Origin of the sequence: Cystobacter fuscus DSM 2262 (assembly GCF_000335475.2) — a bacterium.
Taxonomy (GTDB): domain Bacteria; phylum Myxococcota; class Myxococcia; order Myxococcales; family Myxococcaceae; genus Cystobacter; species Cystobacter fuscus.
The window spans coordinates 159,843-178,859 of the sequence record NZ_ANAH02000008.1 but is presented as its reverse complement, the minus strand read 5'-3'; the positions used below and the strand labels follow the sequence as shown (position 1 = coordinate 178,859).

Annotated in this window: 17 protein-coding genes, 1 tRNA gene and 2 pseudogenes; 13 read left to right on the top strand and 7 right to left on the bottom strand. The window is 67.4% G+C overall.

Going from position 1 to position 19,017, the window contains the following annotated elements:
• The first annotated feature begins 20 nt into the window (after positions 1–20).
• From D187_RS15580 to D187_RS15555, 6 genes are all read left to right on the top strand, one after another.
• Positions 21–428: a (deoxy)nucleoside triphosphate pyrophosphohydrolase gene (locus D187_RS15580; protein ID WP_002626322.1), complete on the top strand. Its 408-nt coding sequence runs from the start codon at positions 21–23 to the stop codon at positions 426–428.
• A 1-nt stretch (position 429) separates the two neighbouring features.
• Positions 430–1,380 carry a hypothetical protein gene (locus tag D187_RS15575; RefSeq protein WP_002626320.1) on the top strand — a complete coding sequence of 317 codons (951 nt, stop codon included), beginning with the start codon at positions 430–432 and terminating at the stop codon, positions 1,378–1,380.
• 220 nt (positions 1,381–1,600) lie between these two features.
• The gene (ftsH, locus tag D187_RS15570) at positions 1,601–3,670 is read left to right on the top strand and encodes an ATP-dependent zinc metalloprotease FtsH (RefSeq protein ID WP_002626318.1); all 2,070 of its coding nucleotides are present in this window, start codon (positions 1,601–1,603) and stop codon (positions 3,668–3,670) included.
• A 122-nt stretch (positions 3,671–3,792) separates the two neighbouring features.
• Positions 3,793–4,038, top strand: a complete 246-nt coding sequence (locus tag D187_RS15565; protein WP_002626317.1) for a hypothetical protein — start codon at positions 3,793–3,795, stop codon at positions 4,036–4,038.
• A gap of 51 nt (positions 4,039–4,089) precedes the next feature.
• Entirely contained in the window at positions 4,090–4,713 is a 624-nt protein-coding gene (locus tag D187_RS15560; RefSeq protein ID WP_002626316.1) for a nucleotide exchange factor GrpE, read from the top strand.
• 138 nt (positions 4,714–4,851) lie between these two features.
• Complete coding sequence (locus D187_RS15555) at positions 4,852–6,306, top strand: trypsin-like peptidase domain-containing protein (RefSeq protein WP_051256378.1); 1,455 nt, start codon at positions 4,852–4,854, stop codon at positions 6,304–6,306.
• Between the two features lie 14 nt (positions 6,307–6,320).
• Here D187_RS15555 and D187_RS15550 read toward each other — a convergent pair whose 3' ends face one another.
• The gene (locus D187_RS15550) at positions 6,321–6,959 is read right to left on the bottom strand and encodes a DUF6066 family protein (RefSeq protein ID WP_002626314.1); all 639 of its coding nucleotides are present in this window, start codon (positions 6,957–6,959) and stop codon (positions 6,321–6,323) included.
• Positions 6,960–7,142: 183 nt separating this feature from the next.
• Between D187_RS15550 and D187_RS15545 the strand changes: the two genes are divergently transcribed.
• Positions 7,143–7,505 carry a PilZ domain-containing protein gene (locus tag D187_RS15545; RefSeq protein WP_002626313.1) on the top strand — a complete coding sequence of 121 codons (363 nt, stop codon included), beginning with the start codon at positions 7,143–7,145 and terminating at the stop codon, positions 7,503–7,505.
• A gap of 104 nt (positions 7,506–7,609) precedes the next feature.
• Here D187_RS15545 and D187_RS15540 read toward each other — a convergent pair whose 3' ends face one another.
• Complete coding sequence (locus tag D187_RS15540; RefSeq protein ID WP_002626312.1) at positions 7,610–9,160, bottom strand: Glu/Leu/Phe/Val family dehydrogenase; 1,551 nt, start codon at positions 9,158–9,160, stop codon at positions 7,610–7,612.
• A gap of 297 nt (positions 9,161–9,457) precedes the next feature.
• Between D187_RS15540 and D187_RS15535 the strand changes: the two genes are divergently transcribed.
• Positions 9,458–9,533: transfer RNA gene (locus D187_RS15535), tRNA-Thr, on the top strand.
• Between the two features lie 227 nt (positions 9,534–9,760).
• On the opposite strand, the gene D187_RS15530 is transcribed toward D187_RS15535, so the two are convergent.
• The 4 genes from D187_RS15530 to D187_RS52340 all read right to left on the bottom strand — a co-directional run bounded on the left by D187_RS15530 (position 9,761) and on the right by D187_RS52340 (position 12,404).
• Positions 9,761–10,210: a cyclophilin-like fold protein gene (locus tag D187_RS15530; protein WP_002626311.1), complete on the bottom strand. Its 450-nt coding sequence runs from the start codon at positions 10,208–10,210 to the stop codon at positions 9,761–9,763.
• A 26-nt stretch (positions 10,211–10,236) separates the two neighbouring features.
• Positions 10,237–10,944: a putative quinol monooxygenase gene (locus D187_RS57850; protein WP_002626310.1), complete on the bottom strand. Its 708-nt coding sequence runs from the start codon at positions 10,942–10,944 to the stop codon at positions 10,237–10,239.
• Positions 10,945–11,005: 61 nt separating this feature from the next.
• Entirely contained in the window at positions 11,006–12,001 is a 996-nt protein-coding gene (locus D187_RS15515) for an aldo/keto reductase (protein WP_002626309.1), read from the bottom strand.
• Between the two features lie 187 nt (positions 12,002–12,188).
• Positions 12,189–12,404, bottom strand: coding sequence for a helix-turn-helix domain-containing protein (locus D187_RS52340; RefSeq protein WP_081713707.1), 216 nt, complete (start codon positions 12,402–12,404; stop codon positions 12,189–12,191).
• Between the two features lie 205 nt (positions 12,405–12,609).
• On the opposite strand from D187_RS52340, the pseudogene D187_RS59545 reads away from it, so the two are divergent.
• A pseudogene (locus D187_RS59545) lies at positions 12,610–12,831 on the top strand (AHH domain-containing protein); the annotation flags it as partial.
• Positions 12,832–12,859: 28 nt separating this feature from the next.
• Complete coding sequence (locus D187_RS57845; protein ID WP_002626307.1) at positions 12,860–14,155, top strand: imm11 family protein; 1,296 nt, start codon at positions 12,860–12,862, stop codon at positions 14,153–14,155.
• Positions 14,156–14,170: 15 nt separating this feature from the next.
• Here D187_RS57845 and D187_RS52335 read toward each other — a convergent pair.
• Positions 14,171–14,342, bottom strand: a pseudogene (locus D187_RS52335) (LysR family transcriptional regulator); the annotation flags it as partial.
• Between the two features lie 225 nt (positions 14,343–14,567).
• Here D187_RS52335 and D187_RS15505 point away from each other — a divergent pair.
• The 3 genes from D187_RS15505 to D187_RS57055 are packed head-to-tail and all read left to right on the top strand — an operon-like array spanning position 14,568 to position 19,015.
• Positions 14,568–16,406, top strand: a complete 1,839-nt coding sequence (locus D187_RS15505; RefSeq protein ID WP_043429997.1) for a DUF1549 domain-containing protein — start codon at positions 14,568–14,570, stop codon at positions 16,404–16,406.
• A complete protein-coding gene (locus tag D187_RS15500; protein ID WP_043429995.1) occupies positions 16,406–17,422 on the top strand; it encodes a hypothetical protein in 1,017 nt (338 codons plus the stop codon). Before D187_RS15505 ends, D187_RS15500 begins: the two co-directional genes overlap by 1 nt.
• A gap of 12 nt (positions 17,423–17,434) precedes the next feature.
• Entirely contained in the window at positions 17,435–19,015 is a 1,581-nt protein-coding gene (locus D187_RS57055; protein WP_002626302.1) for a DUF1501 domain-containing protein, read from the top strand.
• Positions 19,016–19,017 lie beyond the last annotated feature (2 nt).

Here is a 19,017-nt window from a genome sequence, read left to right as displayed (position 1 = left end):
GTGTCAGAAGGAGTCGGGAGATGGCTCGCCGTCACATCCGCGTCGTCGGCGCGATGCTGCAGAACGCCGAGGGGCGCTACCTCATCACCCAGCGTCCCCCCAAGGCGACGCTGCCGCTGTTGTGGGAGTTCCCCGGGGGCCGCGTCGAGGAGGCGGAGTCCGACGAGCAGGCGCTCGCCCGGGAGATCCGCGAGGAGATGGGCGTGGAGGTGGAGGTGCTGGAGCAGGCCCTGCACACCCACCACGAGTACCCCTCCTATGACATCGACTTCCGGGTGTACCGCTGTCGGCTCGCCAGCCCCGAGTCGGACATCAAACACCTGCGCGTGCATGACCACTGCTGGGTGAAGCTCGAGGACATGTCGAAGTACCAGTTCCCCGACGCGGACGCGAAGACGCTGGCCAAGCTGCTGGGTCTGGAAGCCTGACGTGCGCCGGGCCCTCGCCCTGGTGCTGCTCGGGGGGCTGCTGGCGGCCTGCAGGGCACCCAAGCCCTCCAACCTGGAGGCGTCCGGCTCCGCGCCCTCCTCGCGCTATGCCCCCGCCGAGGACATGCCGGGGTGCCGCCTCTATGGCGAGCCCCGGGCCGTGGGCCGCGTGCCGCTCGTGCTCGCCGAGATGTCCGGGCTCGCCGCGAGCGTCCGGCATCCGGGCGTGTTGTGGGCGCACAACGACTCGGGCAACGCGTTCCAGGTCTTCGCCATCGACGAGACGGGCAAGCCGCTCGCCACGCTGACGCTCACCGGCGCCGATCCCGAGGACATGGACCTCGAGGACATCGCCCTGGGGCCGTGTGCGCCGGGAGACGCGCGCACGTGCGTGTACCTGGCCGACACGGGGGACAACTTCGAGCGCCGAGATCAGGTGCGCCTCTTGCGCTTCCCCGAGCCGGAGCAGGTGGCCGATGCGACGCTGGCCGTGGAGGAGCTGCCCTTCACCTGGCCGGACCGGGCGCACGACTGCGAGGCCCTCGTCATCGAGCCGGGCACGGGCCGGCCGGTGCTCATCACCAAGGAGGGTGACTCGCTGGGCGAGGTCTTCGCGCTGCAGGGGCTCGCTCCGGGCTCGGTGGCCAGGGCCTCGCACCTGGGGACGCTGCGCTCGCCGGGCAACGTCGACAGGCGAACCACCGCCGCGGCGCTCCACCCCTCGGGGCAGCGCCTGCTGCTGCGCACTTATACCCGGGTGTGGGAGGTGCGCCGCCCCGGGGCCTCGCGCATGGAGGAGCTGCTCCAGGGCCCGGTCGTCGAGGTGCCCGGCGCGAGCCAGGCGCAGTCCGAGGCCATCACCTGGCTGCCCGGGGACGCAGGCGCGGACCGCTCCTACCTGATTGGCTCCGAGTTCGCCGGACAACGCCTGTACCGGATGGACTGCCGCTGAGCGGAGCGTCCCGAGGGGACGTCCTGGGGTGAACACTGTCCACCACTCGGCAGTGTTCCCTGCGGAAGGGACAGGAAGTGACACCTCGGGAGACTTCTTGGCGGGGTGTACTCGGGATGCCGGGTTGACCGCCGGGCGGCTGTGGCCATCTTTGCCCCACACGGAAGTCGTACCGCGTACCACAGGGGTGCGTGGCAGGGGGACGGGGAGTGCGCCACTGATGAAGCCCGAGAACACGATACCGCCGGGTGGAACCCCACGCGGCAAGAAGCAGGACAAGTCACCGACTCCTACTCCCAAGGGGTTCCGGTTCGGATCCCCGCTGGGTTACATCCTTCTGCTCGTTCTGGGCTTCATGCTCTTCCGCAATGTCTTCCAGGACGCGGGCGTGCAGCGGGTGACGTACAGCCGGTTCCGCGAGTCGCTCTCGGAAGGCAAGTTCTCGCGCGTGCAGCTGTCGCCCGAGTGGGTGAAGGGCTACCTCAAGGACGGGGCCGCGCCCGCGACGGACGCCTCGGGACAGGGGGGCGGCGTGGGAGGACCGCTGCGCGGCGAGCCGGGCGCCTTGCCGTGGCTGGCCTACCGGGTCCAGGGGGACAACGATCTCGTGCCGCTCCTGGAGGAGAAGGGCGTGCAGTACGAGGCGGTGCCCCAGTCGAATTTCTCCGACGTGCTGTGGGTGTGGCTGGTGCCGCTGGGCCTGGCCTTCTTCTTCTGGAGCTTCATGATGCGCCGCATGGCCGGGGGCATGGGCCAGGGGCCGCAGAGCGTCATGAGCTTCGGGAAGACGCGCGCCAAGGTGCAGGCCGAGGCCGACACGGGCGTGGGCTTCAAGGACGTGGCGGGCGTGGACGAGGCCGTCGACGAGCTGCGGGAGATCGTCGAGTTCCTCAAGACGCCGGAGAAGTTCCGCCGCCTGGGCGGGCGCATTCCCAAGGGCGTGCTCCTGGTGGGCCCTCCGGGCACGGGCAAGACGCTGCTGGCGCGCGCGGTAGCGGGCGAGGCCGGGGTGCCCTTCTTCAGCCTGTCCGGCTCCGAGTTCGTGGAGATGTTCGTCGGCGTGGGCGCCGCCCGGGTGCGCGACCTGTTCGCCCAGGCCACGTCCAAGGCGCCGTGCATCATCTTCATCGACGAGCTGGACGCCATCGGCAAGAGCCGCAACTCGGGCGTGGCGGGTGGCCATGACGAGCGCGAGCAGACGCTCAACCAGCTGCTCGCCGAGATGGACGGCTTCGACAGCCGCGCGGGCCTCATCATCCTGGCGGCGACCAACCGTCCGGAGATCCTGGACAGCGCGCTCATGCGTCCGGGCCGCTTCGATCGGCAGGTGCTGGTGGACCGTCCGGACAAGCGTGGCCGCGAGCGGGTGCTGGAGATCCACTCCAAGGGCGTGAAGCTGGGGCCGGACGTGGACCTCAAGTCCATCGCCTCGCGCACCCCGGGCTTCGCGGGAGCGGACCTGGCCAACGTGGTGAACGAGGCGGCGCTGCTCGCCGCGCGCAAGAACCGCGACGCGGTGACGCGCGCGGACTTCGAGGAGGCCATCGAGCGCGTGGTGGCGGGTCTGCAGAAGAAGAACCGCCGGATGAACGAGCGCGAGAAGGACATCGTCGCGCACCACGAGGCGGGCCACACGGTGGTGGGCTGGATGCTGCCGCACGCCGAGCGGGTGACGAAGGTCTCCATCATCCCCCGGGGCATCGCCGCGCTGGGCTACACCATGTCGATGCCGCTGGAGGACCGCTACCTCATGTCCTTCGACGAGCTGCGCGACAAGATGGCCGCGATGATGGGCGGCCGCGCCGCCGAGGAGATCTTCATCGGCGAGGTGTCCACGGGTGCCTCCAACGACCTGAAGCAGGCCACCGACGTCGCCAAGCTCATGGTGCGTGACTACGGCATGAGTTCGCTGGGCCCGGTGGCACTGGGCCCGGATCAGGGCCCGGGCTTCCTGCGCGGCGCGGGCCTGCCGGAGACGCGCACCTACTCCGAGCAGACGGCGCGCATGGTGGACGAGGAGATCCGCAAGATGGTCACCGAGGCGCTCGACCGGGCGCGTCAGGTGCTCACCCACCACCGCGACAAGGTGGAGGCGCTGGCGGCCCGGCTGCTGGCCACCGAGGTGGTGGACGAGGACGAGCTGCGCACCATCCTCGGGCCCAAGGCCGTCGCCGAGCGGGGCCTCTTGCATCCCGAGGCCCACCAGGTGGTCTCCGCCCACCCCGTGGGCACCGACGAGCCGGCGCCCTCGGGCACCCAGCACGCCCGGGGCACGCTCCCCGACGTGTAGCGCGGACGGACACGGTGGGCGCTCACTCGCCCGCCCCCTGAGCGGGCCTTCGCCCCTTCACGCCGCGTGGCCTGCGGTGTTGAAGGGGCGAAATTATGTTGCATGGGAAGGAGGGAGCGTCCGTGGAAAACAGAATCGGCAAGAGCTATACGGCGCGTAAGGCACTCTTCGCCCGGGGCCTTCGGGATGGGCGGCTCACGGTCCAGGAGATTGAAGAGGCCCTGCCCGCGGGGACCCTCACGGCGGCCGAGCGCTGGCTGCTCTACTACTCGCTCCGGGCCGCCCAGGTGGAGATCATCGACGAGGTGACGGGCCAGGTGGACCACGGGTTCATGGCCGAACATCCCGCGATGCCCGCCGAACACTAGAAGCCCTTGAACGGGCGTTGACTCGGGACGGGGGCTGGTTACGTTCGCCCCATGAATGGCAATTCCCGGACAGACGACCGCTCCCAGGAGACGCAGGCGCAGGAGCCCGTCGTGACCTCGCCCGAGGCGGCTCCCGACGCGTCCGCGCAGACGGACTCCCCGCCGCAGGCGCCCTCCGAGGCCTCGGCCGAGGTGGAGCGCCTCCAGGCGGAGCTGGCCTCGACCCGGCGCCGCGTGGACCAACTGGCGCGCGCCTACCAGGAGCTGGAGAAGGATCGCGAGGAGTTCAAGCAGCGCCTGTCGCGTGAGCGCGAGCGCATGCTCGACGTGGAGCGGGGCAAGGTGGCCACGATGCTCCTCGAGGCGGTGGACGAGTTGGATCTCAGCCTCTCCCTGGGCGGCGCCGATGCCTCTTCCGGCCTGGCCAAGGGCGTGAAGATGATCCGCGACGGACTGCTCGGCAAATTGCAGCAGGCGGGCGTCGAGCGGCTGCAGTTGGTGGGTCAGCCGTACGATCCCAACACCGCCGAGGCCACGGACATGGAGATCACCCCCAATCCCGAGGAGGATCAGCGGGTGGTGGCGGAGGCCCGGGCGGGCTACCGGATGAAGGACCGCATCATCCGCCCGGCGCGGGTGAAGGTGGCCAAGTACGTCGCTCCCGCGAAGGCCTGAGCCGTTCGCCGGGAGTTGTTCCTCGAAGGAGTTCCTCCCGAGAGGGCGGGCGGCTAGGGTGGGTCGTGAGTCCCCCCGCCGCGCGAGTCCGGATGCACCGGGAAGACGCGGGGCGGGTGGTTGTTCGCTCCTCCCGACATGATCCGAGCCGTGAACCTCCGCCCCTTCTCGTCGCATGCCTCGTGGACCGTCCTGCTGGTGCTGATGCTCGCCGCGTCGGTGGCCGGTGCGCAGCAGGGAGCGCTGGAGCCCTGGCTCGAGGCCCGGGCGCGCGAGCACGCCGCCTGGTCGCAAGACACGGCCCGGGGACCGCAGGGCGCGACGGGCCTGTGGCGCGAGTGGACCTCGCGCGAGCCGATGCTGCCGGGCTTCGTGCCTCCCAGCTCCCTGGCACCGCTCATCCGGGCCGTGGAGGCGGGCGTGGTGAACATCAGCGCCTCGGGGGCGGACAACCCCGTCATGGGCGCGGCGCGCTCGGCGACCGGCTCGGGCTTCCTCCTCACCCCGGAGGGCCTGGTGGTGACGAACAACCACGTGGTGGCGCGCGGGGACGTGGAGGCCAGTGAGATCGTGGTGCGCCTGTCCGACGGGCGGGAGTTCCTCTCCGAGGTGGTGGGACGGGATGCGTCCACGGACGTGGCGCTCCTGCGGCTGCTGGGTCAGGACGTGCGGGGGCTGCCGGCGGTGTACCTGGGGGACTCGGACCGGCTGGAGGTGGGCGACTGGGTGGTGGCCATCGGCAACCCGTTCGGGTTGGATCACTCGGTGTCGCACGGGATGATCTCCGCCAAGGAGCGGGTGATCGGCGTGGGCCCCTTCGATGACTTCATCCAGACGGACGCCCTCATCAACCCGGGCAACTCGGGCGGGCCGCTCTTCAACATGCGCGGCGAGGTGGTGGGCGTGAACACGGCCATCATCAGCGAGGGGCAGGGCATTGGCTTCGCGGTGCCCATCAACATGGTGAAGGATCTGCTGCCCAACCTGAGCCGCAACGGCCAGCTGCAGCGCGGCTGGCTGGGGGTGGTGATCGACGAGCAGTCCCAGGTGGGCACCCGCGCCGCGATCGTCAAGCAGGTGTACCGCAACAGCCCGGCGGCGCAGGCGGGCATCCGAGCGGGGGATCAACTGGTGGGGGTGAACGGCAAGCCCGTGGACTCCTACCAACAGCTCCTGCGCAAGGTGACCATGCTGGCGCCGCAGACCCAGGTGAAGCTCACGCTCTTGCGCGAGGGCGAGTCGCAGGACGTGGTGGTGAAGCTGACGGCCCGCCCGGCGCAGGAGGTGCTGTCGGCGCTGTCGGGCCCCGGCAACCTGGGCGACTTCGGCCTGGTGCTGCGCGACGTGTCCCCCGAGGTGGCGGCGCCCCTGGGCCTGGAGCCCTACGCGGGGGTGCTGGTGTCGGGGGTGGTGCCGCGCTCCGCGGCGGCCCGCGCGGGCCTGCAGCCCGGGGACGTGGTGACGGAGGTCAACCGCCGCAAGGTGAAGGACGTGGGGGCGGTGAAGGGCGCGCTGGAGCGGGGCACGGGCGCCGCCGTGCTGCTGCGCATCCAGCGCGGCGAGCGGCAACAGTACGTCGCGCTGGAGCCCTGAGCGCGCCGCCGCGGCTACTTCTTCTTCGCCTTCGCCTCGTCGGCGAACCACAGGCCGAGCGGCTCGCCGGTGCGCGCGTTCGTCAAGAGCAGCGCCTCGACGCGGGCGGACACGCCGTACTGCTTGCCGCTGCCCTGCTTGCGCTCCAGTCCCCAGAGCGTCTGCGGCGCGAAGATGACCTGGAGCCGGACCTGGCGCGAGGAGAACAGGCGCATGAAGTCGGTGGCGTTCCACCCGGGCGGCGTGGTGCCCGTGACGCGCAGGGGGGGCAACAGGGGCTTGTCGTCCGCCGCCAGCTGACCGGGTGTCCCCTGGGTGAGCACGTAGGCCCCTCCGGGGAAGGACGGGGTGACCTCGATGACGTAGTTGCCGCTGCCGGGCTGGTACGGGCCCGGGCGCACCATCGTCGCCACGTCCTCTCCGACGATCATGTATAGCCGTTTGCCCTCATACTGTTTGCGGAAGGCCTCGGCGGCGTCGCGGCAGCCCAGGCCCGCGAACAGGCCACTGCACTCCCCCACGTACTTGTCCAGGAACGCCGACAGGCTCCCCAGGGGCTCGGCCTGATCCCTCAACCGGGCGAAGCGGGGATCCGCGTCCGCCAGGACGAGCGATGGCAGCAACAGGGCAACGGCCAGGATGAATCGTTTCATGGGGGCCTCTCCAAGGCAGGGGGCAGGAAATGGGGGCGCGCGGATGCTGCCACTCTCGGGGGCCTCCGGACACCCGCATGTGGGTACGTAGCAGTACGTGGTGGTACGGGTCGGTGGAGATTTTGACTACATGTTCTCACCATGTAGTTTCTCGCCCACTTCCACCTCCCCCGGAGACACCCGTTGGCACAGGTTCAGGTCCGAGAGCGCCGCGCCCATCTGCGTTTCGACAAGGTCTTCACCATCTACCTCTCCACGGAGGGGGGGTTGAGCCGGGGGATTGGCCGCAACATCAGCCAGCAGGGCCTGTTCGTGGAGACGCGCGAGCCCCTGACGCTGGGAGAGCGGGTGAAGGTGACGTTCGCGGGCGAGGACGGCACGGAGATGACGTGCCTGTGCGAGGTACGCTACCAGGTGGCGCTGGCGTACGGGCGCAAGGACGGGCGCGAGGGCAACAGCCGCGGCGTGGGCCTGCGCATCGTGGCCTATGAGGTCCAGGAGGATCAGCCCCTGCTGCTGGTGGCGCGCGAGCGCGTCATGCACTGAGCCCGGACGGGCCGGTGGGAAGCACGCCGGGAGGAAACGACGAAGGGCACGGCCGCGTCGGGTGCGGACCGTGCCCTTCGTGCTTCACGGCGGGAGGCGGGGGACTACTGGGAGAAGCCCTCGAGGAGGTAGTGGGCCTCGATGCGCTTGAGCGCGAGGATCATCGCGGCGCAGCGCGGGTCCACTTCCTTGCCGATGCAGAACGGCCGGCTGTCGTGGGTGTCCGAGCGGCGCGCCTGGTTGCGCGAGATGTCGCGGATGATGCGGTAGTTGCGCTTCATGGCGTGCTCGAGGCGCTGGTTGACCTCGGGCTCGCTCCAGCGCTCCATGCGCTTGTTCTGGATCCACTCGTAGTAGCTCACCGTCACACCGCCAGCGTTGGCGATGATGTCGGGGATCATGTCGATGCCGCGCTTCTGCAGGACGCGGTCGGCGTCCGGGGTGGTGGGGCCGTTGGCGCCCTCGGCCACGAGCTTCACCTTGAGGCGCTCGGCCACGTCGGCGGTGATTTCGCCACCCAGGGCGGCGGGCAGGCAGATGTCGGCCTGCACCTCCCAGAAGTCCTTCTTGTCGATCTTCTGGGCGCCGGGGAAGCCCACCACGCTGCGGCGCAGGTTCTTGGGGTCGTTGATGTAGGCGAGCAGGGCGGGCACGTCGATGCCATCGCCGTTGTAGATGGTGCCGTCGGCGTCGTTCACCGCGAGCAGGCGCGCGCCCATGCGCTGGAGGATGGCGGCGCCGTGGCTGCCCACGTTGCCGAAGCCCTGGAGGATGAAGCTCTTGCCGCGCAGGTTCTCGCCCTTCTCGGCGTAGTAGTCCTCGATGCAGTACGCCACGCCCTGGCCGGTGGCGGCCGCGCGGCCCTCGGAGCCGCCGATGCGCACGTCCTTGCCCGTGACGATGCCGCGCATGCCGTGGCGGTCGCGCTCACCGTCCGAGTACTGCCGGTACATGAGCGCCATGATGTCCCCGTTGGTCCCCACGTCCGGCGCGGGGATGTCGATGTTGGGGCCGATCATGCTCTTGAGCTTGTACATGAAGCGCAGGGTGATGTTCTCCAGCTCCTCCCGGCCGTACGAGCGCGGATCGATCTGGATGCCACCCTTGCCCCCGCCAAACGGCACCTCGGAGATGGCCGTCTTCCAGGTCATCTCCGCGGCGAGCGCCTTGAACAAGTCCAGCGACACCTCGCGGTGGTAGCGGATGCCGCCCTTGTAGGGGCCGCGCGCCTGGTTGTGCTGGACGCGGTAGGCCTTGAAGCGCTGGGACTCGCCGGGAACGAGCTGGTACACGTGGCCGTCGGGAAGGCGCAGGTGACCGCGGCGGATGGAGACGTCCGAGCCGAGCAGGGCGCGGCCATTGAGGATGATCTTCCCGTCGGCCAGGCGCTCGAGGCCCTCGGGGTTGCGCACCTGGGTGGGCGGCAGGTCCGCGAAGTCGCGCGCCTGCTCGGGCGCCAGAGGCACCAGGCGGTCCTTCAGCTTCGCGGTGACGTAGAAGATGTGCTCGTAGTCGGGCTCCTCGAGCTCGAGACGGACGCGCTTGTCCAGCCCGATGAGATCGGCGGCGCGATGGAAGATCTCCATCGCCTCCGTGTAGACGGTGCGCTTGGGCGTCGGCGCCGGGGCGCGCATGAAGTTCTCTTCACTGGCCATGGGAAAAATCGCTCCTTGGGGTTGAGGCGATCGTGGGGAGAAGCAAGGCCCTTATGCGCATAGGCGCTCGCGGTGGTCAATCGGGGCGGGCTGCGGTCAAGGTGTAAAAGCCCAAGTACTTTCAGGTAGTTAGCCAACGCGGCGTGTCATGGACGGGCCGTCGGAGCCCGTATGTGCGCGGGGTCCTGGAAAATTTCCGGGAGGGGGTGGCGAGGGGCCCGAAAGAAGTGCTTGCCGTGTCCGGATGCTCATGGTACTTCGCGCCCACTTTCGGTGACGCCGGAAGGGCCTCGTTGGGCCGACATAGCTCAGTCGGTAGAGCAACTGATTCGTAATCAGTAGGTCCCCAGTTCAAATCTGGGTGTCGGCTCCAGAAGAAGGAAAGGGCCGGTCACGCGAGTGACCGGCCCTTTTCATTTTCCCCGACCAGGAGCGCTGACCGGCGGCCGTTTGGGCTGTCGCCCCCCGTCATGAACGGCTCCTGGGTGAGGGCACGGACTCCTCGTAGACGTCCGGAGTGGGCGGACTCGGCGCCTTTGCGGCTCCGGCCCGTCAGCCCGTGCGCCAACTCGAGGAGCGCTTGCGCGTGGTGCTGCTCACCTACTTGACGAGCTCGATCCTCGCCTTCAGCGGACCGGGCTCCCTCAAGGCTTCGACGCCACCGTCGATCTTCCCGAGCGTGACGAGCCCGCTCGCATGGCCGGCGCCCCTGTAGAACAGGGCCAGATTCCCCCAGGGGGCGTAGTAGGCGATGTCTCCGGCCGAGGCATCGGTGCCTGGAGGCGAGCCCTTCGTGGACAGCCTCCTCGGCAAGTCGCTGATCTTCTCGGTTGCCGCGTAGTCCTCGAGGGTCAGGGTCAGTGGTAGCAGGGATACGAAGTCGCGCGTGGTCTCGTTGTCGCGCAGGGTGGCCGTCAGGACCTTCTCTCCAACCGTCAGTCGAATCTTCATGGTCTTTGCCTCGGCCTGGGCGTACAGGCTCATGGCCGGAAGAGCGCCGATGGCCGTGCCGGCCAGTACAGCGAGCAGAAGCGATCGTTTCGTCTTCATGTCACTTCCTTTGGGTGAAAGCGGCCTCACCGTGGCTTCGCGCTGAGCGAGAGCGGCTCCGTCTCGAAAAGCCTGCGCGCCGTGATCATGGACCTGGTGACGTCCACGTACTTCTTGAAGTGCGGCGACTCGAGGTGCTGCCGGTATGCCTTCTCGTCCGCGTAAATCTCGAAAAACCGCAGATGGGTCGGGTTCTCTTTCAAGGCCACCGAGTAGATGGCCAGCACGCCGGCTTCGACGCGGATCGAGGTGTCGATCTCCTCCGTCACGGCGGCCTTGTAGGCTTCGAGCTGGGCCGGATCGATCTCCAGCTCGGCGATACGCACGAGCGCTTTGGCAGGCAACCGCGGCTTCGCGCCGAGCAGGACAGGCACCGCGTCGTACATTCCGCGGGCCAACACCCCCTTGGCCGTGACAGAGCGAAACCTCTGGAAATGCGGCGTCCGCAGATGCGCTTGATACGCCCTTTCGTCCGCGTACATCTCGAACACACGGATGCGGGCCGGGTTGCCTTTCTCTGCCGCGGCATGGAGGGCCAGCACGCCCCGCTCCATCCGAAGCGTCGCCACCGCATGCTCGCGAGCCGCTGCCTTGAAGCCTTCCAACTGCGCGGGGTCGATTTCCAGGTCCTCCAGTCGCACGAACGGGACCTGCGCTTTCTGGGCCAGGGCGGGCGGGCCAAGGCACAACGCCAGCGCCGACGCGCACACCATCAAGAATTGCCTGAGGTTCATGTGCATTCATTTCCAGGGATTGATGCCGCCAATTCTTGGCGCCACGGCTTACACTACCCCTTCAGCGATCGATCAGGCGTTGCTGTTGCGGCGGGTAGCGGTCCCCGCTCGGCTTGATACGCGAGGCGCCGTCCTCGATCTCGCGGAGGTCGCTTGCCGTGAGCACGATGTCGGCGGCGCCCGCGTTCTCGAGCATGCGCGCCTGCTTCGTCGTCCCTGGGATCGGTACGATCCACGGTTTCCGTGCGAGCACCCACGCGAGCGCGATCTGACTGGGGGTGGCGTTCTTCTCCTTGGCGATCCGCGCGAGCAGCTCCACGAAGGCCTGGTTCGCCTGAAGGTTCTCGGGCTGGAACCGCGGGAGGGTGCTCCGGAAATCGCTCGAATCGAACGTCGTGGTCGGGTCGATCTTGCCGGTCAGAAAGCCTTTGCCGAGCGGGCTGAACGGCACGAAGCCGATGCCCAGTTCCTCGAGCGTCGGCAACACGCTCGTCTCGGGCTCGCGCCACCACAACGAATACTCGCTCTGGAGCGCGGTGACGGGCTGCACCGCGTGCGCGCGACGGATCGTCTGCGCCCCCGCTTCGGAGAGACCGAAGTGTTTGACCTTCCCCTCGCGAATGAGGTCCTTCACGGCGCCCGCGACGTCTTCGATCGGTACCGCTGGGTCGACGCGGTGTTGGTAATAGAGGTCGATCGCGTCGACCTTCAGCCGCTTCAACGATCTTTCGGCGGCCTGCTTGATGTGCTCCGGGCGGCTATTGATGAGGCTCCATCTCCCTTCCCCTTCGTGAGCTGGCGCGAACCCGAATTTCGTCGCGATGACGACGCGCCCGCGAAACGGCGCGAGGGCTTCGCTGAGGAGTTCCTCGTTCGTCAGCGGTCCGTACACTTCCGCCGTGTCGAAGAACGTGACGCCGCGATCGACCGCTGCGCGGATGAGCGCGATCATCTCCTGGGTGTCCTTCGGTGGGCCGTAACTCCAGCTCATGCCCATGCAGCCGAGGCCGATGGCGGAAACCTCCAGGTTGCTGTTTCCAAGTTTGCGCTTCTGCATTGTTCCTCCTCTGGCACGGCGACTTCACTCACGGCCGCTTCGCCACGCTCACCGTCTTCTGAGGTACATCCACGTCTCGCGGAGGACTAGGCGCCAGGGAGCAAATGGCCTGTAAACCCCTGCTTAAGAATAAGGCGTGGCCTTCCTTGACGGCGTTGAAGGCCCTCGGGCCGACGTCCGAAGGGCGTCACCCTTGCTTGGGCAGTAAGGCGGCACGCGAACCTCCCGGTCGATGACTTCGCCAAGCCGGCCGGATGCTGCACGTGGTCCGCTGCACCAGCGTCACCCCGAACCGATCCTCCAGCCGCCGCGGGGCCTGGCTCACCGCCGAGCCGCTCACGCCAAGACGGTCACCAGCGCCGCGGAGGCTCCGCACCTCGGCCACTGCCAGGAAGACGCTCATCCCCGAAGACGCGTCCACGAAATCTCCAAGGAGTCGGGCGTCACGCCCCCACTCTACGCCTGGAAGAAGGAAGCAGCCGGGCGTGAGGTGATTCGGACGGGAGATGACGAGTGGATGACGAACGCGCCCCTTCGCGACTCCACGAGCCTCGCAAAGCGGGTCCGGGTCCTGCTTTTCTGGAATCTGGACTTTCGGGGGGGCGGCCATGAGGCTGGTCGTAGGAGTCGGTCTACTGTTGCTTGGGCTTGGGGTGGGGTGCGCGACCACTCGTGTTGTCCATCTGGATACCGGGCATGGGGAACCAATCACCTACACGTCCGTGGGTGTTGATCCGGTCGAGGTGAGCGAGGCCGAGTTCAAGGTGGCCCTCACGCGGCTCCTCCTCGACATGCGGATGGACGTTGCATTCCGGGAGAGTGAAGAGGCGGGGCTACATTGTGAAGTAGGAGGGGCGGATGGAACGTCACTTTTATTGGGTCCGAATTGCTGATGTGCCTCAGTGGCTCATCGCGACTCCAGTACCGGCATCAGGCGGTGAGTTCGACGAGCCTTGGATGTTCGGAGAAGGGCACCTCCTCCAACACCCGGGGGCGATGAAGACCCAGGTTGAGCAGCAAGGCGAGCGACGCGCCTTTGTGTTCGCTGGGCTTGAGAGTGTCCCCATCGTCAGCGAAGCAGTCGCAAATGTCTTCATGGTTCTTGCGTCTGACGATGTGCAACTGTTCCCGGTGACAGTGGATAGCGAATCGGGGCGGTATTTCGTTGTCAATGGACGCAAGACCATTGACTGCATTGACGAAGCGAACTGCCGGGAAGTCCACCTATACGACCAAGACGACCCTGAACCTGCGCGCAGAGGGGCTTATCGCTGGATCTACGGATTGCGAATTGACCCAGCGAAGACTGAAGGTGCGCGTGTCTTCAGGCCGAAGAGGTTCACTCACGCACTCATTGTCTCCGAAGAGGTCAAGGCTGCGCTCGAAAGAGTAGGGAATCTGGGGGTTGATTTCGAGCGGGTGACGGGGCCGCATGAACCGCTGCCACCGCCGCGCGAGGTTCCAGCCACGCTCAAGCAAGCCCGGGAGGCGAGGGCCGCCGCGTACAGCAAGCTCGGGGACCTCTCTGAAGACGTCATCAGGCGCATCGTTCCCACGAGCGGAAATTGGCCGAGCGGTTTTCAGGCGTGGAGGATCATCAAGAGAGGTCAGCGTACCCTGTTCGTGAGTGATGGGCTATCCGACCCATTTCTTGACGCGAGCGAGCCGTCCGTGGGCTTCGGGTTCGAGCTGGCGGTTGAGACGGACGAGGAGCTGCCGGGGGACGACGGGTGGCCGCTGGACATGTTGATGTGGGTCTCGGATGGCTTCGCCAACTACGCGGACACTCGGAAGCTCCTGGAGACAGAGCTGGCGTTCATCCAGTTCTCCGGCAAGGGAATGCCGGAACAGCTCGTGGTGCCGCCAGATGTCTTCAAGAAGTTCCGGCCGAACGACTGGGTGTCAGAACACGGGATGTCGATGGCTCTGTTCGGCTTGGAGTCGCCGACCCTGCCAACGAGCTTCCCCACGCCCGCCGGTCCAGTGCGCCTCGTTTCCGCGATGGCTATGCACTCGAGCGAGATCGTCGCTTACCTGGATCGCGGAGGAGATGAGGTCCTTTCCCTTTTCTTGAAGTGCCCCGACAAGTCCCTGTCGAGCACGAAGAGGAATCCGGTCATCGAGTGGACGGTAAAAGACTCTCCTGCTCGTTGAGGACTCCTGCTCGATTCACAGCGCGTGCGTGGCCAGCTCCTTGGCCGCCTCGACGAAGAGGCGCAGCGGCCCGGAGCGCTGCGCCCGGCTGGGGAAGTAGAGGAAGAAGCCGAGCCCGGTGGGCGAGTAGGCCTCGAGCACGACCTTGAGCCGGCCGGTGCGCAGGCTGCTCCTGCACCGCCGGCTCGTGCCAATCCGAGTGGCCTGGCTCGAGGAGCAGTTGAAGTTGCGCCTCGTCGTCCGGGACGCGGGAGGCTTGTGACGGCATCGTCGAGGTGCTGCTCGCTCTCGGTGGGGCCTCCAGCTTCGCCATCTCCTGGGCGGGCAGACCGTCCTCGAAAGACACCGTTTCGGTGTTTATTCTGGAAAAATCCCTTTACCTTGAAACCGTTAATTCGGTAACGTCCCACGAATGCACTGGCCTTTGCAGTCGAAGCGCGCGGCTCTGCTGACCGTGATGCTCACGATCTCTGGTCTCATCGGAGTCGACGCGCACGCCCAGCAATGCGGTCCCGAGACTCCACAGACGGTCGAGCCTCCCGATGATCGGATGAGTGACACGCGGCTCTTGCGGCGCCTCGTGCTCGGGCTCACCGGGACCACGCCGACCGTCGAGCAATACGAAGCCATGGCGGACGCGGCCACACCTGATGCGCGAGAAGCGATCCTGCGCTCGACACTGGATGAGGTGCTCGCCTCGCCGAAGTTCTACGAGCGGATGCTGCGCTTCGGACACGAGTGGATCGCGGTGGGCGCGTACACCACCGGTGCTTCCGGTGATGCGTATCAGGGTGACCTGTCCGGCCACCTCTTCAAGTGCGGCACCGATACGATGCACCCGGGCGCGTACTACCACGTGAACGAGTTCACGGCGGGGGACAAGTCGTCCAATCAGTGCAAGGACCTGGATGCGGGTGGCAATCCCGCGGTGGCCGAGGCGCGCTCGGTCGAGCCCTGGTGGGCGCCGGGAACACGGGTCGAGGTGCTCGGCAAGGCCGGCTCCAACGTCACCCAGGTCGCCGACGCCAAGGGGCAGATGCTCGACTGCGGCATCGCGCGCGGCGGCTACTACGATCCCATGCTGCCCACCGGGTGCGGCTGCGGACCCAACCTCGTGTGGTGCTCACCCCTCACCGGCTTGATCAACGGGAGCAACCACGACCTCGGTGTTCAACGCCGCCATCCGTACGAGGAACCCGCGCGCCTGTTCGCGCACCTCGCGTGGCACGACCGGCCGCTCTCGGATCTCATCATTGGCAACTACTCGGTCGGAACCAACTGGCTGCGCGCGCTGTACGTGCGCTTGGGCCGGCAGATGGGTAGCAATGCGTTGGACGCGAACACGACGTGGTGGCGCCCGGACGCGGACAACGCACCTCGCGACCCGCTGCACCCGTCACCGAATGATCCGCAGGCGTGGCGTGAGTTCGTGGTCGAGGATCTGGAGCCCTTCCACCTCGCGCTCTCCAACAACCGGGCGCGCTCCGGCAGTCTCGAGCGCACGTACCGCTTCGATCCCCGCACCACGACCGAAGCGCCGAAGGGTCTTCCCTCCGCCGGGGTGCTCACCATGATCGGCGCGATGTCCTCGTTCCCGCGCGAGCGCGTCCGGGCCGCGCGCTTCCTCGAGATCTTCGCCTGCCAGAGCTTCTCGCCTCCTCCCGCGGACGTGCACTTCCCTCCGTACGAGGTCGATCCCGCGACCGGCGGAACGTGCCTGCACTGCCACAAGACACTCGATCCCGCGGCGATCTCGTTCAAGCGGTGGGATTTCGGTTCGGCCCAGAGCGCTTACGTCCCATGGCCCTTCATTCCCGGCGTGGGCAATCATCGCGTCACGAAGGAGTGGTTGTCCGGGAAGTACCCGTACACCGGCAACTCACCGGGCTATCGGTGGAAGAACGCGTTCCTTCCCAATACCATGTTGACCCCGGTCACCCCCGAGCAGATCACGGCCAATCCGGAAGCGGTGCTGCTCGACACCATGCCCGAGTCCTACACGCTGCTCGGAGTGCACGGCGACGGCACCATGGGTCCACTCGGGTTCGGCAAGCTCCTCGTTCGTTCCGGCGAGTTCGATCGCTGCGTCTCGCGCAAGCTCTACTCGATGTTCATCGGCCGTGAGCTGAACCCGGCCTCCGAGAAGCACTTCATCGACAAGCTCGCCAGGGAGTTCGTCGCACGCGACCGCAAGCTCCGGCCCTTCATCCGCTATCTCTTCGAACAACCCGAACTGCGGAGGGGCCTGTGATGAGCACGCTGCGTTCGACGATGGGGGCCGTGGCGCTGACCTCGCTCGCGCTCTTCGCGTCTGCCTGCAAAGACAACAACGGCACGGATGGGAACTGCGCGCCTTCGAGCAGGAACGACGAGATCCGGCTCGGGCTCGCGCCCGCGTGCGAGGGGTGCCACCTCATCGGGAACAAGCCGTTCTTCGCCTCGCTCACCGCGTTCGAGAACGGGCTCGTGTACGACGAGCGGTACGTGAAGCCCGGGGATCCCGACAACAGCCTGCTGATCCAGATGCTCGAGGGAACCGCCGCCGGTAGCTATCCGCAGATGCCGCCGGGTCAGCCCTACGGCGAACTCGTCGCCAACGGCCGCGTCACGCTGTCCATCGAGCAGGTGAAGGCCTGGATTCGCGAGCTGCCGCCTCCTCCCGAGCGGCTGGGGGCTCCGGATCCGGAAGCGTTCAACGTCCGCCGGCTCTCCGCCGAGGAGATGGTCGTGAGCTTGATGGATCAGCTCGGGCTCACGCTCGAGGACTTCGTCAGCACCAGCGATCCCAACTGGCGCAACAAGGCGTACGTGGTGAATGGCGGCAAGCTCTTCGTGTGGCCCGGCGATTGGGCGCCCGGCATCTCGGGCGAGTACGTCTCCGACTCACGCAGCGTCGAGCGGTTCGATGCGCTCGGCGGCGGCAACTCGCTCTTCTACCGCAAGCGGGACGTGAGCTTCGGCCCCTCCGCCGCGCAGACGCTGGTCCAGATGTCCCAGGCCTGGTGTGCGCGCGCGGTGGACAAGAAGGGCAACACCGCGGTGTTGCGTCACGTCACGCTCACCGACAAATCCTCGAGCAACCCGGGCGCGGTACAGAAGAACCTGCGCTCGCTCTACCTGCGCATGCTCGGACAGCCGCCTTCGGACGCGGAAGCGAAGGCCCTGTACGAACAGGTCTATCTCCCGCTCGAAGCGCAGAACACGCGCCTCGCCTGGATCGGCGTCTGTGCGTCGCTCGTCCGTCACCCGCTGTGGCTCACCTACTGATCCGAGGACACCATGACGAACACCTCTCGTCGCACGCTGCTCAAGTGGGCCCTCGGAGCGGGACAGCTCGCGCTCCTCGAACGCGCGGGCCTCCTCGGCTCGAGCGCCGCGCGCGCCGCGGACATCGACGTCCCCTCACGGCTCGCGGTCCTCTACATCCCGGGCGGCTACCGGCCGGCGTACTACTTCACCCCCATGGACGACGCGGACATTCCGCTCTGCGTGCCCACGCCCTCCAACTACAGCGGCGAGCCCGTCTTCTTCGACGCGAGCAAGGTGGTGAACCTCGGGCCTCCGAACGGCTCCTACAAACCGCTCCGGACCTGGCAGTCGTGGAACCCCGCCAACCCCGCCGAGCGCGGCGGCTTCAGCCCGCTCATGTATGGCTTCTCGCACTTCGCGCTGCACGAGCAGCTGAGCGTGCTGCACGGCATCGACCAGGGCACCAACGACCACGCGAGCGCGTTCATCGCCTCGATGTGTGGTGTCGCCGGTGCGGACTACCGGGCGCCCGCCGTTCATTCGGTGATCGCCAACCACCTGTTCGAGAAGTACCGCGAGAGCAGACCGCTGCCGTTCGTGGTCGTCTCCGGTGAGCGCGGTACGCCGCTCGGGATGGGGCTGCCCTCACACGCCTCGCCCGTTCGCGTTCCGTCGATCGAGGCGCTCAAGCCGCAGCTCTCCGCGAAGCCCACGGACAATCCCTGGTGGACGGGGCTCGATGCTCGCACCGCGGGCCCCGAGCTGGACGCGCGCGGTCAGCCCACCGGTGGCACCCTGAAGACGACCACGGTGGAGCGCTTCTCGCTCGCGCGCGCCCAGCAGTTGATGGGCCGCTCGACGGCGAAGGTGGACGGCTACCTCGAGGGATTGCATGGCTCGCTGTCGTCGGTCTCGCGCGTGCTCGCGACGGATGTGGTGTCCGTGCTGCAGAACACCAAGGGCATCGATTTCCTGACGGCGAACCGTCCCTCGTACCTGTCGAGCTACCTCGGCAACCAGTCGTTCACGTACACGTTCGGCCTGGCCAACTTCCACCTCACCGGGCTCGACCCGCGGATGGATCTCGCGCTGCGCCTGCTCAAGTCGGACCTCTGCACCTCGGTGCACGTTTCGTTGCAGCTCGACTTCGACACGCACAACGCCGGTGGCCACGGTTTCAGCTGCGCGCACGGCCGTGGACTGATGGACTGCGTCGCGCGCTTCCTGGGCGAGCTCAAGGCCGCGCCCGCTCCCGGCAAGCCGGGCAAGACGCTGCTCGATGACACGCTGGTGCTGGTGATGAGTGAGTTCGGCCGCAGCTGGGCCTCTCGCGGACGCGACGGCTCCTACTCCCTGCCGGATGATCACCACCCGTACACCTCGGTCTGCTTCGCGGGTGGAAACGTGGCGGCGAACCGGCAGGTGGGCTCGTACACCTCGCGCGGGCTCGGCGTTCCGGTGGACATCATCGAGGAGAACGGTCAGCCCTCCAAGCGCGTGCCCAGAGCCGCGGACGCCGTGACCACCGCGCTGCGAATCATGGGCATGAGCACGCATGACTTCTTCATCCCCGGCGGCTACGGCGAGGTGACAGGGATCCGCAGGGCGTAGGG

Bases quoted from the DNA above. Each gene is read 5' to 3' on its own strand.
- D187_RS15580 (WP_002626322.1), top strand. From the start codon at position 21: ATGGCTCGCCGTCACATCCGCGTCGTCGGCGCGATGCTGCAGAACGCC.
- ftsH (WP_002626318.1), top strand. From the start codon at position 1,601: ATGAAGCCCGAGAACACGATACCGCCGGGTGGAACCCCACGCGGCAAG.
- D187_RS15560 (WP_002626316.1), top strand. From the start codon at position 4,090: ATGAATGGCAATTCCCGGACAGACGACCGCTCCCAGGAGACGCAGGCG.
- D187_RS15555 (WP_051256378.1), top strand. From the start codon at position 4,852: ATGATCCGAGCCGTGAACCTCCGCCCCTTCTCGTCGCATGCCTCGTGG.
- D187_RS15550 (WP_002626314.1), bottom strand. From the start codon at position 6,959: ATGAAACGATTCATCCTGGCCGTTGCCCTGTTGCTGCCATCGCTCGTC.
- D187_RS15540 (WP_002626312.1), bottom strand. From the start codon at position 9,160: ATGGCCAGTGAAGAGAACTTCATGCGCGCCCCGGCGCCGACGCCCAAG.
- D187_RS15530 (WP_002626311.1), bottom strand. From the start codon at position 10,210: ATGAAGACGAAACGATCGCTTCTGCTCGCTGTACTGGCCGGCACGGCC.
- D187_RS57850 (WP_002626310.1), bottom strand. From the start codon at position 10,944: ATGAACCTCAGGCAATTCTTGATGGTGTGCGCGTCGGCGCTGGCGTTG.
- D187_RS15515 (WP_002626309.1), bottom strand. From the start codon at position 12,001: ATGCAGAAGCGCAAACTTGGAAACAGCAACCTGGAGGTTTCCGCCATC.
- D187_RS52340 (WP_081713707.1), bottom strand. From the start codon at position 12,404: ATGAGCGTCTTCCTGGCAGTGGCCGAGGTGCGGAGCCTCCGCGGCGCT.
- D187_RS57845 (WP_002626307.1), top strand. From the start codon at position 12,860: ATGGAACGTCACTTTTATTGGGTCCGAATTGCTGATGTGCCTCAGTGG.
- D187_RS15505 (WP_043429997.1), top strand. From the start codon at position 14,568: ATGCACTGGCCTTTGCAGTCGAAGCGCGCGGCTCTGCTGACCGTGATG.
- D187_RS15500 (WP_043429995.1), top strand. From the start codon at position 16,406: ATGAGCACGCTGCGTTCGACGATGGGGGCCGTGGCGCTGACCTCGCTC.
- D187_RS57055 (WP_002626302.1), top strand. From the start codon at position 17,435: ATGACGAACACCTCTCGTCGCACGCTGCTCAAGTGGGCCCTCGGAGCG.